We start from the raw sequence: 16,350 nt of genomic DNA, 5'->3' as shown, positions 1-16,350 counted from the left end.
ATCATAATAAAAAAAATAAACAATGCATTTTCCAAGAAAAATGTTGCATGTTTTATTTTACTTATTAGTAAATATAAATTTGAAGAGTTTCTAAGGTGCTGATACTATGCCGCCCTTTTTTAAATATCATAAAAATCAGCAATGAAGCTTAAATAATGACACAAAATGAAGTTCTAACCCTGAAGTGTATAAACCTATACTTAAGTATTTTAGGCGTAAAAAAAGACATAACTAATATAAAGAACACAACTGAAGAATCAAAAAACTTCAACGATGAATTAAAGAAAATACAAACAAACAACAAAGTTAATGTTGTAATTAAACGTTCAAAAACAAAAAAGATTAACAATATAACAACACCTGTTATTCTATTTGATACTCAAGGCTTACCATTTATTTTAGCTAAAGCTAATAAAGAATCTTGTTTAATACAAAACCCTAATAAAGAATCTCCTGAAGTGATTCCCTATGATAAAATAAACTCGATATGGAACAAAAGTTGGCTTGAAATAAAACAACCTCAATCACGTTTTGATATCACCTGGTTCATTCCTGAGTTTTTGCAACACAAAAGAATACTCGGGGAAATTTTTTTGTTTTCTTTTGTATTGCAAATACTCGCCTTAATCTCACCGCTATTTTTTCAGGTTGTGATGGATAAAGTGCTTGTACATCAAGCCTGGTCAACCCTTGACGTGCTTGTGATAGGGCTTGTGATCACTGGCATTGTAGAGGTTATACTTCGCGGCTTGCGCGAATATCAATATGCGCACACAGCCAATAGAATTGATATTCAATTAGGGCTTAAGTTGGTAAAGCACTTGTTTGGCCTTCCTTTGATGTTCTTCAAAACACGCCAAGTAGGCGCTATCGTCACTAGAGTACGTGAGCTAGATACCGTACGAGAGTTTTTGACAGGCTCGATGTTTACTTTAACTGTCGAGTTCTTGTTCATGTTTGTCTTTCTCTACGTAATGAGCTTACTTTCGTCGACCCTTACATTGTTATTTATTGCAACCATTCCTCTTTATGTATTGCTCGCTTGGTGGCTTACGCCTCGAATGCAAACGGCGGTAGAAGAGCAATTTACACATGCTGCTGCAAACACCTCATTTCTAACAGAAACAGTGGCTGGCAGTGAAACTCTAAAAAGTTTAGCCGTAGAGCCACGCTTTGTTCGCCGTTGGGACGAACAAACAGAAAAAATGGTTTCTACTGGATACGTAGTCCAACAAATTAACAATCGCTCTAATCATGCTGTTCAACTTATACAGAAGGTAACCAGTGTCGGTATTTTATGGCTAGGAGCAACTGAAGTATTGTCATTGGAGATGACTATTGGCCAACTCATTGCCTTCAACATGATGACGAATCACATCGCTCAACCCTTATCTCGTATGGTCGAACTATGGGGGCAGTTTATTCAAACCCGCGTAGCGTTAGAGAAATTAGGAGACATGCTCAATTTGCCGGTAGAACAACATACAGGTAACGACATGGTGACAATGCAAGGGGCTATTTCTTTCAAAAACGTTCTGTTTCGTTACCAACTTGATACCCCTCCTACTCTCCATAATTTATCTTTGGACATACAAGCAGGACAAACCTTAGGCGTTGTCGGCACATCTGGTTCTGGGAAAAGCACCTTAGCTCGATTATTACTGCGACTATACAACCCAGAGCAAGGGTTAATCACGGTTGATGACACTCCACTGAATCAAATTAGTATTCAGCAACTGCGTCAACAAATCGGCATAGTGCTGCAAGAAAACTACCTATTTAACAAAAGCGTTTGCGAGAATATTGCCCAATCAAAACCTGAGGCAAGCTTAGAAGAGGTTATCGAAGCGGCGAAGCTCTCTGGAGCTCACGAGTTTATTATGAAGCTCCCAATTGGCTACGACACGATATTAGCAGAAGGCGGGCAATCTCTTTCTGGCGGGCAGAAGCAAAGGCTCGCGATTGCAAGAACTCTGCTTTCTAACCCCAAAATCATTATTTTAGATGAAGCTACTAGTGCACTTGACGATGAATCACAGGCGTTGATTCAATCCAATATGGCGAACATCGCAAAGGGCCGAACGGTCATTACTATCGCTCACCGATTATCCACCGTACGAGATTGTGATCGAATTATTGTTCTTCATCAAGGGAGTATCGTCGAGCAAGGCAGCCACCAACAATTATTAACGTTGGGTAAACAGTACAAACAGTTGTGGCAACTTCAACAAGAGCTCAAACAAGAGGATTCAAACGCATGAAAAGCGTAATCAAGCAATTCTTGGCTAGATTAAAGTTCAACCAAGCCACAGAGAACCACTACGAGTTTTTGCCTGCACACCTCGCTTTGTCACAGCGCCCTCCTTCACCATTTGCTCGTTTAACGGCAATCACTCTTAGTCTAGGGGTAATAGCGGTATTACTTTGGGCGTATTGGGGGAAACTGGACGTACAAGCGACAGCAACCGGGCGTTTCGTTGTCTCTGGACGTTCACAAGTAATTCAATCTTATGAACAAAGTAGAGTCCTCTCCATTCACGTTAAGGACGGGCAGCGAGTTGATAAAGGCGCGCCACTTCTTACTCTCGACACCCTAGGCATTAATCAAGACATTACACGTCTCATCACTCAATCCGAATATCAGACAAATGAATTAGTTCGCTACCGATCTCTGAACAGTGGCCTTCCACTCTCTAAAGACCTTCTATTTTCGACCTTACCATCGGCACAGCAGACATTAATCAATGAAAACCACCTTAGCGAGAAACGCGAGTACGAGTCGACTCTTGCAAGTATCAAGGCAGAAATGTACGTCAACAATGCATCACAGGCAGCCCGTCAAAGCGACATCAACGCCTTAATTCAGTTGACCGACAATATTAGCCAAAGACTCGCGGCACGAAAAACGTTGAATCAAATAAAAGTCATTGGACACGTAGAATATCTAGAGCAAGAAAAAGAGCTACTGGAGGTTCAGCGTCAAGTGTCTCAGCAGCGAGCTGAACTAGAGGTTTTGAAATCCCAATATCACAGCCTTAAAGAGAGGTTAACCGGTTTCAAAGCACAAAAGCAAAGAGAGTGGCTTGAGAAACGAAAGCAAGCAAAGTTGCAGTTGGTTGGGTTAGCTCAGGAGTTATCTAAAGTTCGTGAGCGTGAACAATTAGAAATAATCCGCTCCCCTGTCGATGGCACAGTGCAGCAACTCAGCATTTACACGCTAGGCGCGGTACTTCAACCTGCACAAAACTTGATGATTATTGTCCCTGGAAATTCCGTTCATCAAGCAGAGATACAGATTCTCAACAAAGATGTTGGTTTTGTTTATCCCGGACAGTCAGTGACCGTAAAAGTAGATGCGTTTCCATATACTCGCTACGGCACTATCGAAGCGGAGTTGTTAAGTATTTCTCGTGATTCGACCACGGATGAACGTCTAGGGCTTGTTTTCCCAGCCCAAGTTAAACTCATCAATAACAATATCTTAATTAACGGAGAAAGCGTTGAGCTAACGCCTGGTATGTCCGTTGTTGCGGAAATCAAAACGGATAAGCGCCGAGTTATCGACTATATACTTAGCCCAATACGTGAATACCAAGCTGAGTCGCTACGAGAGAGATGAGAATGGATATGACCTTATCAACAACACAAGATGTGTCTATCGCCCAAGATACCTCTTGCACTCAAGATACCTCTAGCAATCAAGATATATCTACCACAAAAGATAATGGCGGAATAGACGCCGTCGTTTATGCTGGAAATCACTTTCACAAGAAATCGACTAAAACACAGCTAAAACATGCATTGGGTGTCAATCATTCCAATTTGAGCGACATGCAAATAAGGGAAGCGGCGGATTATATCGGCCTGAAAAGTCAAGTAACGAAAGTAAAATCAAACGAGCTAGATACCCTTCCACTACCCGTTTTAATTGAAATCGACAATAGTTGGAAAGTGCTTACAAAGTCAGCTGATGGTTCCTCTCTTTTATATGACCCAACCACTCAATTAGACCAACAGAGTGAGCTTAGTCTGAATAGTCAATTATCGATTTACAAGGTAATGCTGGTCGCGGATGAAAGACTAAGTAACAAAGAAGTGAAATTTGGCCTTAGTTGGTTTGCCCCCTCTATTTGGCGTCAAAAAAGCCAGATGCGTGATGTGTTCTTCTATGCTATTGCACTTCAGATATTCGCACTAGTAAGCCCGTTGCTATTTCAAAATGTCATCGACAAAGTACTAGTAGGTCGCAGTTTATCAAGTCTTCATGTGCTCGCAATGGCCATGCTCGCATTAGCTATTGCTGAACCAGCATACAGTTACTTACGCAATACCGTATTTGGTCATTTGGCGAGTCAGGTTAATGCAGAGCTATCAGGGCGCCTTTATCGTCACTTAGTTGGCCTTCCACTCACTTATTTTAAGCAGAGACAAACCGGGCAAATCATTGCGCGAGTTCGTGAAATGGCACAAATCCGTCAGTTTTTAACGGGTTCGACGTTAATGTTAGTACTCGACTTAATTTTTGTGGCTGTCTTTATCGCCGTCATGTTCCACTATGCTAGTACTCTGACTTGGTTAGTCATCGGTTCATTGATCATCTATTTCTTACTTTGGCTTATCGCAGGCCCCTTAATAAGAAAAAAAGTGGAATCAGAATACGAATCAGACGCCGACGCCACAACCTTTTTAACTGAAGCGGTAACAGGCATTGAAACCATTAAAACAACTGCGACTGAACATCGATTCTTACATCAATGGCAACGTATACTCAGCCAGCAACTAAAGCGTAGTTTCGATGCTCAAAAGTCTGGGTTAATTGCAGGGCAAAGCATCGCACTTATCCAAAAGCTTACCGCCGCATTATTGCTATGGTGGGGAGTCAGCGCTGTACTAAATGGTGAGCTCACGCCCGGTGAATTGGTCGCATTCAATATGTTAGCTGGTCATGTTACCCAACCGGTACTTAGACTTGCTCAAATTTGGCAAGACTTTCAACATACTCTCATTGCATTGAAACGAGTGGGTGACATTCTTGATGAACCAAAAGAAAACAGTAAACAGGGGCTAGCTTCTGTCCCTGAACTCAATGGTGGCATAGAGTTTAACAACATTAGATTCCGTTACCACGAAGACGCTCCGGAGGTACTAGCTAACCTCTCATTAGAAATAAAACCAGGGCAATTTATCGGTATTACAGGCCCATCGGGCTCAGGGAAAAGCACCATAACCCGGCTACTACAACGCTTGTATGTTCCCCAGCATGGTCAAGTGTTGGTCGACGGTATGGACCTAGCTATCGCGGATCCTATATCGTTACGCCGCAATATGAGTGTTGTGTTGCAAGACAGCATTCTTTTCTCAGGAAGTGTTGCAGATAACATTCGCCTAAGTAAGCCACAAGCTTCAGATGAAGAGATGCGCCACGCAGCGCAACTTGCTGGCGCTCTAGAATTTATTGAAGAGCTTCCCCACGGATTCGATCAACCGGTTGGTGAGAAAGGCTCTTCTCTATCTGGTGGTCAGCGTCAACGTGTCGCATTGGCAAGAGCCTTACTCGTAAACCCTCGAATTTTGCTGCTTGATGAAGCGACTTCTGCTCTCGATTATAACTCTGAAGCTGCCATCATGAGCAACATGGACGAGATCTGTCGAGGTAGAACCGTAATTAGCATCGCACACCGCCTCAACACTCTTCGTCATGCGAATAACATTCTAGTTCTTGATAAAGGCCAAGTGTGTGAAAACGGAACCCACGATGAGCTGGTTGAGAAAGAAGGGCTTTATGCCAAACTCTGGAAACAACAGATAGGGTAATAAAATTATCGTATCTATTGCGAGAGAAACTCGAACTGAGGCTGTACCTGAGTATCTGTATTTGATTAATTCAATATCAAACATCGTTCAATAACTAGAGTCTCAAACACCGATCGTAGACAATTCTTTATAACTTGTTGTTAATCAACTACGGCAAGTTAAAAGCCATGAACTGACTAACTATTAAAACTGCCAAACTACAACATAGTTGGCAGTTTATTCATTTATGCATATAAGCTCATTTGTTAACTCCCTTGTTACATAGCAAAAACATCACACAGCCCTCCCTACTTAAGTCTAATAATCCGCCACCCACGAAGTAGCATCACAAATCCAAACATAAACTCCTCGTACCAGTTGCGCATTCATTTACATATAGGTAGTTTGAGCGACTTCGCAACCTATCAATTCGAGTAATGACGTTCATGCGAGCATCTTTTTCGAGCAAAAGTGTTCGGATTAACATTTCAAGTGACTTTAATTAACAATTTTATGCTCAAACGCTCACTTTTGATGTTCGTTTATTTTCGAGTTCGCAAATATATGCACAATACACGTGCTAGATAAGCAAAACTAAAAAGGACTCGAACATGACAACAAACAAACACCCTTCTTTATTTGGGCAATGCTTGGCTGAATTTATCGGTACAGGATTACTCATATTCTTTGGCGTTGGCTGTGTGGCCGCTCTAGTATTAACTGGTGCGACATTCGGACAATGGGAAATCAGCATCATCTGGGGCTTCGGTGTTGCGATTGCAATTTACTGTACTGCCGGCGTTTCAGGCGCACACATCAACCCAGCCGTAACGATTGCACTGGCCATGTTCCATGGCTTTGATAAAGCGAAAGTGGTGCCTTACATCATTTCGCAACTGCTTGGCGCTTTCTGCTCTGCAGCATTGGTTTACAGCCTATACAGCAACCTATTTACTGACTACGAAATCGCACATAACTTTGTTCGTAGCAGCCAAGACGCACTATCAACTGCTGGTATCTTCTCGACTTACCCACATGCTTCACTTTCTTTCTTCGGCGCTTTTGCTGTGGAATTCGTGATTACTGCAGTGTTGATGTTTGCCATTTTAGCGTTAGGTGATGAGAACAACGGCGCATCTCGCGGTGCAATGAACCCTCTACTAATTGGTGTACTGATCGCGGTTATTGGTGGTTCTTTAGGTCCACTGACTGGTTTCGCAATGAACCCTGCTCGTGATTTCGGACCAAAACTGTTCGCCTACTTTGCAGGTTGGGATTTCGCACTAACAGGTGCTCGTGATATTCCTTACTTCATCGTACCAATCCTTGCCCCAATTGCTGGTGCATGTTTTGGTGGCTGGTTGTACCCACGAGTTATCGGTGCTTACCTACCCGTTGAAGGCCAAGGCTGCACAATTCCAAACCAATGTGAAACAGAACAAGAAGCTGAACAAGCTCAAGCTTAATACCTAAGCGACCTTACATTTACTAAAATATAAATAACGAGACAAAAAGGATTCTTACCATGACCGAGCAAAAATACATTGTTGCCCTAGACCAAGGCACGACAAGTTCTCGCGCTGTAATCCTCGATCACGATGCAAACATCGTTAGCTCTTCTCAAAGAGAATTCACTCAGATTTACCCTAAAGCGGGTTGGGTTGAACACGATCCAATGGAAATCTGGGCAACTCAAAGTTCTACATTGGTTGAAGCCCTAGCGAAAGCAGGTATTCGCAGCGACGAGCTAGCGGGTATTGGTATTACCAACCAACGTGAAACAACTATCGTTTGGAACAAAGAAACTGGCAAGCCGGTATACAACGCAATCGTATGGCAGTGTCGCCGTACAGCAGACATCTGTGAAGACCTTAAAGCACGTGGCCTAGAAGACTACGTACGTGACAATACAGGCTTAGTCCTTGACCCGTATTTCTCAGGTACCAAAGTTAAATGGATTCTAGACAACGTTGAAGGCGCTCGTGAAGACGCTGAAGCAGGCAAACTGTTGTTCGGTACGGTTGATACTTGGTTAGTTTGGAAAATGACTCAAGGACGTGTACACGTTACGGATTACACTAACGCGTCACGTACTATGTTGTTCAACATCAATGACCTATGTTGGGACCAGAAGCTACTTGATGAGATGGGTATTCCGGCAGTAATGATGCCTGAAGTTAAACGCTCATCTGAAGTTTACGGCCAAACGAACCTTGGTGGTAAAGGCGGTACTCGTATTCCAATCGCAGGTATTGCAGGCGACCAACAAGCCGCACTTTATGGTCAAATGTGTGTAAAAGCGGGTCAAGCTAAGAACACTTACGGTACAGGTTGTTTCCTTCTAATGAACACCGGCCAAGAGAAAGTAACGTCGAAAAACGGCCTACTAACCACACTGGCATGTGGTCCTAACGGCGAACCAGCTTACGCACTTGAAGGTGCGGTATTCATGGGCGGCGCATCAATCCAATGGCTACGAGATGAAATGAAGCTACTGGCTGGCGCAGAAGACTCTGAGTACTTTGCAACGAAAGTTGATTCTTCAAACGGCGTGTATGTTGTTCCTGCCTTTACTGGCCTAGGTGCACCATACTGGGACGCTTACGCTCGTGGTACGATTGTTGGCCTTACTCGTGGTGTTAACTCGAACCACATCATTCGTGCGACTCTGGAAGGCATTGCTTACCAAACTCGCGACGTATTAGACGCAATGCAAGCGGACTCTGGCATTAAACTAGCAACCCTACGTGTTGATGGCGGCGCGGTAGCGAATAACTTCCTAATGCAATTCCAATCAGACGTGCTTGATACTGAAGTTCACCGTCCTGAAGTAACGGAAGTAACGGCATTGGGTGCAGCTTACCTTGCTGGTCTAGCGGTCGGTTTCTGGGGCAGCATTGATGAGCTTCAAGATAAGGCTGTGCTAAACCGTACGTTTATGCCACATCACGATGAAGAGAAGCGTAACCGCCGTTACAAAGGTTGGAAACGCGCTATCAAGTGTGCACAAGTTTGGTCTGAACTTCATAACGAAGACGAAGGTGAAGACTAGTCACAAGACCAAGACTAGAACTAAGACACGAACAACCGTACCTAACTAAAACGGTTGTTCGAATCTCAGTAAACGAAACCCAAAAGAGCACAATCTTGTGCTCTTTTTTGCGTTTCAGGGGCTGTTTCTACATTTTGCGCTTCGTTTTTGCGGTTTAGACACGATTCCTCACCATCATTACTTCTCTCTGAGTATCAATTCGAGCACAATAGCGCGAGGTGATATTTAGAATTAAGTGCGCTAAAACACAGCAGCGCGCAGGGAGTGGTAAGTAAAGTGAAGCAAATACCAAGACACCAGCAGATCGTCGACCTGGTTAAAACACAAGGATATGTGAGTACCGAAGAGCTAGTAGAGAAGTTTGATGTAAGCCCTCAAACCATCAGACGCGACCTAAACGAACTCGCTGATAGCAACAAAATTCGTCGCTATCATGGTGGTGCAACCATTCCTTTAAGTTCAGAAAACACCTCTTACAACACGCGTAAAGCGCTTAACTTCAACGAAAAAGACGTGATCGCCGATGAACTGGTTAAGCACATCCCAGATGGCGCTACCCTGTTCGTTGATATCGGCACCACACCAGAATCCGTTGCCCGTGCACTCAACAAGAACCACAAGCAATTAAGAGTCGTGACCAACAACATCAATGTTGCCAGCATCCTTCTGCCGAATCCTGAGATAAAGGTTATCTTGGCGGGCGGCGAAGTAAGAAACCGTGACGGCGGCATTGTTGGTGAAGCGACACTCGATTTCGTGAAGCAGTTCCGCCTTGATTTCGGTATCTTGGGCATCAGTGGCATCGACTTTGATGGCTCACTGCTCGACTTTGATTACCACGAAGTTCGCGTAAAACAAGCGATCATCGAAAACAGTCGCAGCATCTTCTTAGCCGTCGACCACACTAAGTTTGGCCGTAACGCGATGGTTAAGCTCGGTAATATCTCTCAAGCGCACATGGTCTTTACCAATAAACAGCCACCAGAAGAGATTCTCAATATCCTTAAAGATTCAGCAATACCATTAGAAGTGATCGATACCGCTCGTCCGGTGAGCGAATAACTCGACATAAGTGCTCGGTGACCCACTTTCTTAAATGAATCACGATTCTTTATAGAAAAGTTAATAAAGTAAAACTTGCTCGCTGTCACTGTCGCTTCTATGCTCGAATTAGACTTATTTGAACCTCTGCTTTCATAAGCAGAGGTTTTTTTATGCCCAAATCACATAAAACGCGCATAAACGAAAATAATAAATGACCGCAAACGAAAGTTCATATAGGATTCAATTATGTTCTAAAATGCTCGTTCGCTCAGAAGAGGTCAAAACCATGAGTGCTCAACAAAATAATTCAAACAACAGTACATCTTCCACTTTAGACTTGATCGTGATTGGCGGCGGCATCAATGGTGCAGGCATCGCGGCAGATGCAGCAGGTCGTGGTCTAAACGTTGGCTTATACGAAGCAAATGATTTCGCGTCTGCGACGTCTTCTGCTAGCTCAAAGCTTATCCACGGTGGCCTACGCTACCTTGAACATTACGAATTTCGTTTAGTTTCAGAAGCACTTGCAGAACGCGAAGTATTGCTAAGAAAAGCACCTCATGTTGCTCAACCAATGCGCTTCCGTTTACCTCATCGACCATTTTTACGCCCAGCTTGGATGATTCGCTGTGGCCTATTCCTTTACGATAACTTGGGTAAACGTACTACGCTTCCTGGAAGTAAGACAGTCAACCTAGCAAAATCAGGGCTACTGAAGCCAGAGATGAAGACAGGTTTCGAATACTCAGATTGCTGGGTAGATGATGCACGCATGGTATTGCTCAACGTGCTGGCGGCAAAAGAGAACAACGCAGAAGTACGTAACTACTGCCGTGTTGAAAAAGCGCACCGTGAAGGTGGTGTTTGGCATGTAACGATCCTTGATGTCATGACAAACCAACGCTTTGAACGCAAAGCAAAAGCGCTTGTTAACGCTGCTGGTCCTTGGGTTAAACAGTTCTTTGATGATGGATTAGAGCAGGCTTCGCCTCGTAATATTCGTCTGATCAAAGGCTCACACATTGTTGTGCCACGCATTCATGACGAACCACAAGCGTACATTCTGCAAAACAAAGACAATCGTATTGTGTTCATGATCCCTTACCTAGATAAGTTCTCGATCATCGGCACTACCGACCTTGAATACAAAGGCGACCCACGTAACGTCGCAATTGATGATGTCGAAGTGGATTACTTGATTGATATTGTTAACCAGCACTTTGTTAAACAGCTCGGTCGTGAAGACGTAGTTTGGACATACAGTGGCGTAAGACCGCTTTGTGACGATGAATCTGATTCACCACAAGCAATCACTCGTGACTACACATTGGAATTGGACGCAGAGCTTGATCAAGCACCACTGCTTTCGATCTTCGGTGGCAAGTTAACCACTTATCGTAAACTCGGCGAAGCGGCACTTAAGAAGCTTGAACCACACCTAACCAACATGGGTGCACCATGGACAGCTAACGACACGCTTCCAGGTGGTAACTTTAGTTGCAGCAGAGAGCAGCTTGCGAAGATGATCCACACTAAATACCCTTGGGCATCTGAAGCGCTATTGCTTCGCTACGTGACTCAATTTGGTACTTACACGTGGAAGCTACTGGAAGACGCAAATAGCGAAGCTGACCTTGGCGTCCAATTCTCAAGCGAAGCACATGGCGTTTATCAAGTTGAAATCGATTACTTGATCAATGAAGAGATGGCGATGACTGACGAAGACATCTTGTGGCGCAGAACCAAGCTTGGCCTGTACATGAGTGAATCAGAGCAGCAAGCAGTAACGGATTATCTGAAAGAGAAACGACAAAGCAAGGTAGTGAGCTTTTCTCAAGTAGGCTAATTCCACCAGCCTAGACATGCTTCAGAACATGATTAACAACGAAGCTTAGCGTCCCCCGCGCTAAGCTTTTTTACATCCGCCCTATTTACAAAATCTTAGTGCTAATTGAGTTTGCCTATATCTATGGTTTCTTGTATCTAAATATTCTCATGCGCTCGATAGAGACTGGAACGCAGAAACGAAAAAAACTCCCGAAGGAGTTTTTATTGTCTCAATCTGCAATCCGCTAACTAACTATTTAATTTAGCTATTCAGCAAAATAACCCGCTAGTTAGGCAATTAAACGAGCATGCAGTGAATCTTTAAGCTCAGAACGATCATGTTTTAGTTGGTGCATCGAGCCGTCATCAATGGGTGAATCTTTCAGCTCTAGTTTACGAATCTCTTTATCAAGGTTGTCGTATGTCTTCATATCTGCTGCAAAGCCATCGTCAGTTTTAGCAAGCTCAGCAATTTTGTCTTTCATTTCAGGAAATTCGTGAACAAGAGAGTGATTTTCACCTAGCATAGAAACCTCTTAAGTTGAGTAAAGTGATTGGTATTAAGCACATTTCATTATTAACCTTAGCAAGTGCTTCAAATAACAAATGAGATCCAGTACACAGCCTAGAATATAGACAATTCAGATTCACAAATTTACAACATAAATCGGTGGGATACGCTATTTTACATAGAAGAAAGCCTCGTGTAATCACAAGGCTTTTTAGGGGGCTCTTTATAAGAACAGTGACAGAAATGATAATAACAGCAGCTAAAAAGTATTTTCAAAAAAGGATTAGCTGCTACACCCACCAGAATGAACTCGATTCATTTGATCATGTGAAGATGTGTCAGAGCCTGTCGATTGGCATCCTGCCACAAACAATAGCGTTACAGATAAGATAAGCCATTTCATAATTAATCCTCTTTTTGTCATGACTAAAGCATAGTGCTTAAAAACGCAGATACCTCAGCCATTAACTAAAGCCTTACCTACCGATAAAGCCTTGGTTAATGAACAAAGCATTGCTTCATTAATTAACGACCTGCTTTTGTACAAAAAACTTTCACTCAACTGAATAAAAATCGATCAAAAGCTGAAAGAGGACAGTTGTGGAGCCATGACGAGGATCTAAAAAACGAGTCGCTAAATGTTAGTCGCTCGTCGCCAAACGTACTGCCGCTTCTGCATGAATAGCAGTGGTATCAAACAGAGGAACATCGGTGTGGTGCTGTTGAATCAGCAGGGCTATTTCAGTACATCCCAAAATAACGGCCTCTGCACCTTGCTGGCTTAGCTTCTCAATGATTTGACGATAGATAGCTCGAGATTCTTCTCTTACTTCACCTCGGCACAGCTCTTGGTAAATGATGTTGTGCACTTTCTGTCGGTCACTCTCATCTGGAATCACAACATCAATACCAAACTTGTTAGTCAGGCGCCCTTTATAGAAATCTTGCTCCATCGTGAAAGCGGTGCCGAGCAATCCGACTTTCTTCACTCCTTTCTCAAGTAACTTCTGCGCCGTGGTATCTGCGATATGTAAGATAGGAATCGTGATCTTCTCTTCGATCTCAGGAACGACCTTATGCATGGTATTGGTACAGATCAGGATAAAGTCCGCCCCGCCGTTCTCAACCGATAAGGCCGCGTCTGACAAGATATCAGCAGCCTCAGCCCAGCGACCTTGGTGCTGCAGCTTTTCTATCTCATCGAAGTTCACACTGTACATACAAACCTTTGCAGAGTTGAGCCCACCAAGGGTCGCTTTAACGCCCTCATTGATGGATTTGTAGTAGCTTACTGTCGACTCCCAACTCATACCGCCGAGCAAACCGATCGTTTTCATGTTTCTATTCCTTTATTTTTCGACTATCCGATTAAACCGTCATGAGTTAAGAACTTATAGTACGTTCTTGCTTATAGCGAGGCATTCAGACTTCATTGTTTTCAAGCGTTCATTCCAAACCTCTGATTTCAAAAACGTCCGCGAACAAAAAAGCTCGAATTAAAAATCCGAGCCTTTGTGGTTTTGACTAAGGTAAACTAGACGTTAGTACACCTCGCACCAATCTGATTTCATGTCGATCAGCGTCCAATCATCTCTAGAGTTCGCCTCATCTAGCGCTTTATCCAACTTACCAACATGAGACTTACGATCGTACTGCCACTCGCGCTCAGCGTCAGTATGATGAACAATCATAGCCATTGAATTTGGTTGGCTCGTTGCCCATTGCATCATTGCTTGATCACCGTCTGAGTTACCTACGGCTAAAATAGGCTTCTTACCGATAATATGCTGAATGTTAGTGACCTTTCCGGCTTTGTCATCGATGGTCAAAATGGATGATTCCTTGATAACCGTCGGTTTACCATCGTTGTAGCTGTAATTGTATTTAAGCGCGCTGCCGATGATCTGTTCTTTAGGAATGTTGTAAGCTTGCGGAGCCCACGCTCGCATGAAATCAACACCTCCGCCCGATACAATGTAAGTCTTAAAATCATGCTCTTGTAAGTAGGTCAGCATCTCTTTCATTGGCTGATAAGTCAGGTCTGTGTACGCTTTATTGAAGCGTTCGTCTTTTGCTACCGCCAACCATTGCTTAACGTCTTGCTGGTATTGTTCAACTGTCATACCAGAATGTGTCGCCATGATGATTTTCAATAGCCCTTCCTCACCGCTGCCCAGAACACTTTCAATATCATCTTTAAGCACAAACTTAAACGGTGCTTCTGTTTTCCATTCAGGGTGTTCAGGCGCCATCTCTTTTACACGGTCTAGTGCAAAGGCTAGTTGGAAGTAGTAAGGTTTTTCTGACCAAAGCGTACCGTCGTTATCGAATACGGCGATACGATCTTCAATCGCCACGAACGTATCAGATTCAGCTTGGGTGGCTTGCCCAACAAAGTCGACGATAGCGGATTTACTCTCGCTTTCCTTCCAAGAAGGCAACAAATTGGGATCACAATCTTTAGAAAAAGATGAGAAAGAGAGACTGGATAAGATCGCGACGGATAAAAGAGTTATTTTCTTCATAGCAACTACCATGTTGTTGAATTAATTGTAGGGTTTAATTCAATTCATCCTAGTTGGTCTACTCTAATTTTCCACTTATGGACAGTATAACCAATACTCATGTTGGTATTGAAACAAACGTAAAACGAGGGTTAACCTCACGGCCAACCCTCGTTGTTTTGAGGCTACATAGAACGCTTAAAGGCTAGGCGGGGTTCCCTCACCATTGGAAGCAATTGCATCAATTTGCACCAAAGCGCCCGTAGGAATATCAGAGACACCGATAACCGTGCGCGCAGGCAATGGACCGTCAAAGTAATGCGTGCACACGTCATTGAGCACATCTAGATCTGCCATGTCTCTTAATTGGATATTCAACTTCACGATGTCATCCATGACATGACCAACGCTCTCAATCACTTCTTTAATGTTATTCAGGCACTGCATCGCCTGCTCTTTTGCGCCATTCGAAACAATCGCTCCAACTCTTGGATCCATCGGTAATTGAGCGGAGATATTGTTGTAGTGTGAAAAGGCCACAGTTTGCGTTGAAAGCGGGCTTATTGGCGCAGCTTTGGTATTGTTCGCATTAATTACAATCCCATGTCGGTCTTCAACCACTTGTGGCGGAGTGCCATCGCCGTGTGACACGGTCACATCCATCTGTACTAACGCTCCCATTGCAAGGCCTTCAACTACCGTCACCGAGCGCGCAGGCATGTATCCGACAGCCCTTGCAATAGCGGAGTCCGGGAAGAAGGTGGTATACACTTCATTGACTGCTGCAAGGTCATCAAGGCTTCTCACATGAATATTCACCTTCACAATGTCATCAAGAGGAACATCAACATTTTCCAGTATCGATTTAATGTTTTTGAGGCATTGAATCGCGTGCTCTTTTGCTCCACCAACGACGATGCTCCCCGATTGCGGGTCAATCGGTAGCTGAGCTGAAATGTGATTATAGTGAGAGAAAGCAACCGTCTGAGTCGATAGAGAACTGACTGGCGCGTATGGAGTATTTCTGGCGATTTTAACTAGCTCACAAGCTGCTTGTGGGTAAGTGCCTTCACCATTCGAGATCACAGCGTCCATCTGCAAGTGAGCGCCTTCGAGCGGTAAATCAGCGACAGCGAGTGTCGTGCATGTGGGAACATAGTGTTGGAAAAACGACGCATAGATTTCATTAACCACATCGATATCTACAATGTTTTTTAAGTATATATTTACTCTCACAACGTCGTGCATGCGGTGTCCAATACTCTCCACAATCGCTTGAATGTTTAATAGGCACTGCTTGGTTTGATCTTCTAAAGAGCCAGAGATCAGGCTGCCTGTTTTAGGGTCAATCGGTAATTGAGCAGAGAGGTTATTGTAGTGTGAGAATGCCACCGATTGTGTCGAGAAAGGGCTCAGTGGTGCATCTTCAGTGTTTCTTGAAACTTTAATAATATCGGCACTCATGTCGATACATCTCCTATTCGAGTATTGATGTCAGATAGAGCCAGTCGGCCACGTGTTTATCGATAGTTCAAAATAAAGGGCACAAAAATAGCCGAACCGATAAATCGTGATAAATACTGGTCCAGCTTAATTCACTTTAAACAGTGGAGGCAGTG

The 16,350-nt window shown here is 43.6% G+C and carries 11 protein-coding genes; 7 read left to right on the top strand and 4 right to left on the bottom strand.

Features of this window, described 5'->3' with window-relative positions:
- The first annotated feature begins 155 nt into the window (after positions 1–155).
- From AC3CIA_RS19735 to glpD, 7 genes are all read left to right on the top strand, one after another.
- Entirely contained in the window at positions 156–2,261 is a 2,106-nt protein-coding gene (locus AC3CIA_RS19735) for a peptidase domain-containing ABC transporter (protein WP_488519615.1), read from the top strand.
- Positions 2,258–3,619, top strand: coding sequence for an HlyD family type I secretion periplasmic adaptor subunit (locus AC3CIA_RS19730; RefSeq protein WP_488519614.1), 1,362 nt, complete (start codon positions 2,258–2,260; stop codon positions 3,617–3,619). Before AC3CIA_RS19735 ends, AC3CIA_RS19730 begins: the two co-directional genes overlap by 4 nt.
- An 86-nt stretch (positions 3,620–3,705) precedes the next feature.
- Positions 3,706–5,814, top strand: coding sequence for a type I secretion system permease/ATPase (locus AC3CIA_RS19725; RefSeq protein ID WP_488519643.1), 2,109 nt, complete (start codon positions 3,706–3,708; stop codon positions 5,812–5,814).
- 590 nt (positions 5,815–6,404) lie between these two features.
- Positions 6,405–7,259, top strand: coding sequence for an MIP/aquaporin family protein (locus AC3CIA_RS19720; protein ID WP_488519613.1), 855 nt, complete (start codon positions 6,405–6,407; stop codon positions 7,257–7,259).
- Positions 7,260–7,318: 59 nt separating this feature from the next.
- Entirely contained in the window at positions 7,319–8,845 is a 1,527-nt protein-coding gene (glpK, locus tag AC3CIA_RS19715) for a glycerol kinase GlpK (protein ID WP_017072631.1), read from the top strand.
- 276 nt (positions 8,846–9,121) lie between these two features.
- Complete coding sequence (locus tag AC3CIA_RS19710) at positions 9,122–9,907, top strand: DeoR/GlpR family transcriptional regulator (protein ID WP_004732237.1); 786 nt, start codon at positions 9,122–9,124, stop codon at positions 9,905–9,907.
- Positions 9,908–10,175: 268 nt separating this feature from the next.
- Positions 10,176–11,735 carry a glycerol-3-phosphate dehydrogenase gene (gene glpD / locus AC3CIA_RS19705; protein WP_488519612.1) on the top strand — a complete coding sequence of 520 codons (1,560 nt, stop codon included), beginning with the start codon at positions 10,176–10,178 and terminating at the stop codon, positions 11,733–11,735.
- Between the two features lie 271 nt (positions 11,736–12,006).
- Here glpD and AC3CIA_RS19700 read toward each other — a convergent pair whose 3' ends face one another.
- The 4 genes from AC3CIA_RS19700 to AC3CIA_RS19685 form a co-directional block, all read right to left on the bottom strand.
- Complete coding sequence (locus AC3CIA_RS19700; protein WP_012600119.1) at positions 12,007–12,243, bottom strand: HP1242/YdcH family protein; 237 nt, start codon at positions 12,241–12,243, stop codon at positions 12,007–12,009.
- Positions 12,244–12,868: 625 nt separating this feature from the next.
- On the bottom strand, positions 12,869–13,564 hold the full coding sequence (locus AC3CIA_RS19695; protein WP_488519611.1) for an aspartate/glutamate racemase family protein: 696 nt from the start codon (positions 13,562–13,564) through the stop codon (positions 12,869–12,871).
- Between the two features lie 204 nt (positions 13,565–13,768).
- Entirely contained in the window at positions 13,769–14,752 is a 984-nt protein-coding gene (locus AC3CIA_RS19690) for an HAD family hydrolase (RefSeq protein WP_488519610.1), read from the bottom strand.
- Between the two features lie 177 nt (positions 14,753–14,929).
- Positions 14,930–16,195 (bottom strand): RidA family protein, encoded by a 1,266-nt coding sequence (locus AC3CIA_RS19685; protein WP_488519609.1) that lies wholly within the window; start codon positions 16,193–16,195, stop codon positions 14,930–14,932.
- Positions 16,196–16,350: the final 155 nt, after the last annotated feature.

It is taken from the genome of Vibrio sp. QJM3NY_27, from assembly GCF_057785955.1.
The sequence above is the reverse complement of the archived record's forward strand: the minus strand, read 5'-3'. Positions and strand labels throughout refer to the sequence as shown.

Bases quoted from the DNA above. Each gene is read 5' to 3' on its own strand.
- AC3CIA_RS19695 (WP_488519611.1), bottom strand. From the start codon at position 13,564: ATGAAAACGATCGGTTTGCTCGGCGGTATGAGTTGGGAGTCGACAGTA.
- AC3CIA_RS19690 (WP_488519610.1), bottom strand. From the start codon at position 14,752: ATGAAGAAAATAACTCTTTTATCCGTCGCGATCTTATCCAGTCTCTCT.
- glpK (WP_017072631.1), top strand. From the start codon at position 7,319: ATGACCGAGCAAAAATACATTGTTGCCCTAGACCAAGGCACGACAAGT.
- AC3CIA_RS19735 (WP_488519615.1), top strand. From the start codon at position 156: ATGACACAAAATGAAGTTCTAACCCTGAAGTGTATAAACCTATACTTA.
- AC3CIA_RS19700 (WP_012600119.1), bottom strand. From the start codon at position 12,243: ATGCTAGGTGAAAATCACTCTCTTGTTCACGAATTTCCTGAAATGAAA.
- AC3CIA_RS19720 (WP_488519613.1), top strand. From the start codon at position 6,405: ATGACAACAAACAAACACCCTTCTTTATTTGGGCAATGCTTGGCTGAA.
- glpD (WP_488519612.1), top strand. From the start codon at position 10,176: ATGAGTGCTCAACAAAATAATTCAAACAACAGTACATCTTCCACTTTA.
- AC3CIA_RS19730 (WP_488519614.1), top strand. From the start codon at position 2,258: ATGAAAAGCGTAATCAAGCAATTCTTGGCTAGATTAAAGTTCAACCAA.
- AC3CIA_RS19685 (WP_488519609.1), bottom strand. From the start codon at position 16,195: ATGAGTGCCGATATTATTAAAGTTTCAAGAAACACTGAAGATGCACCA.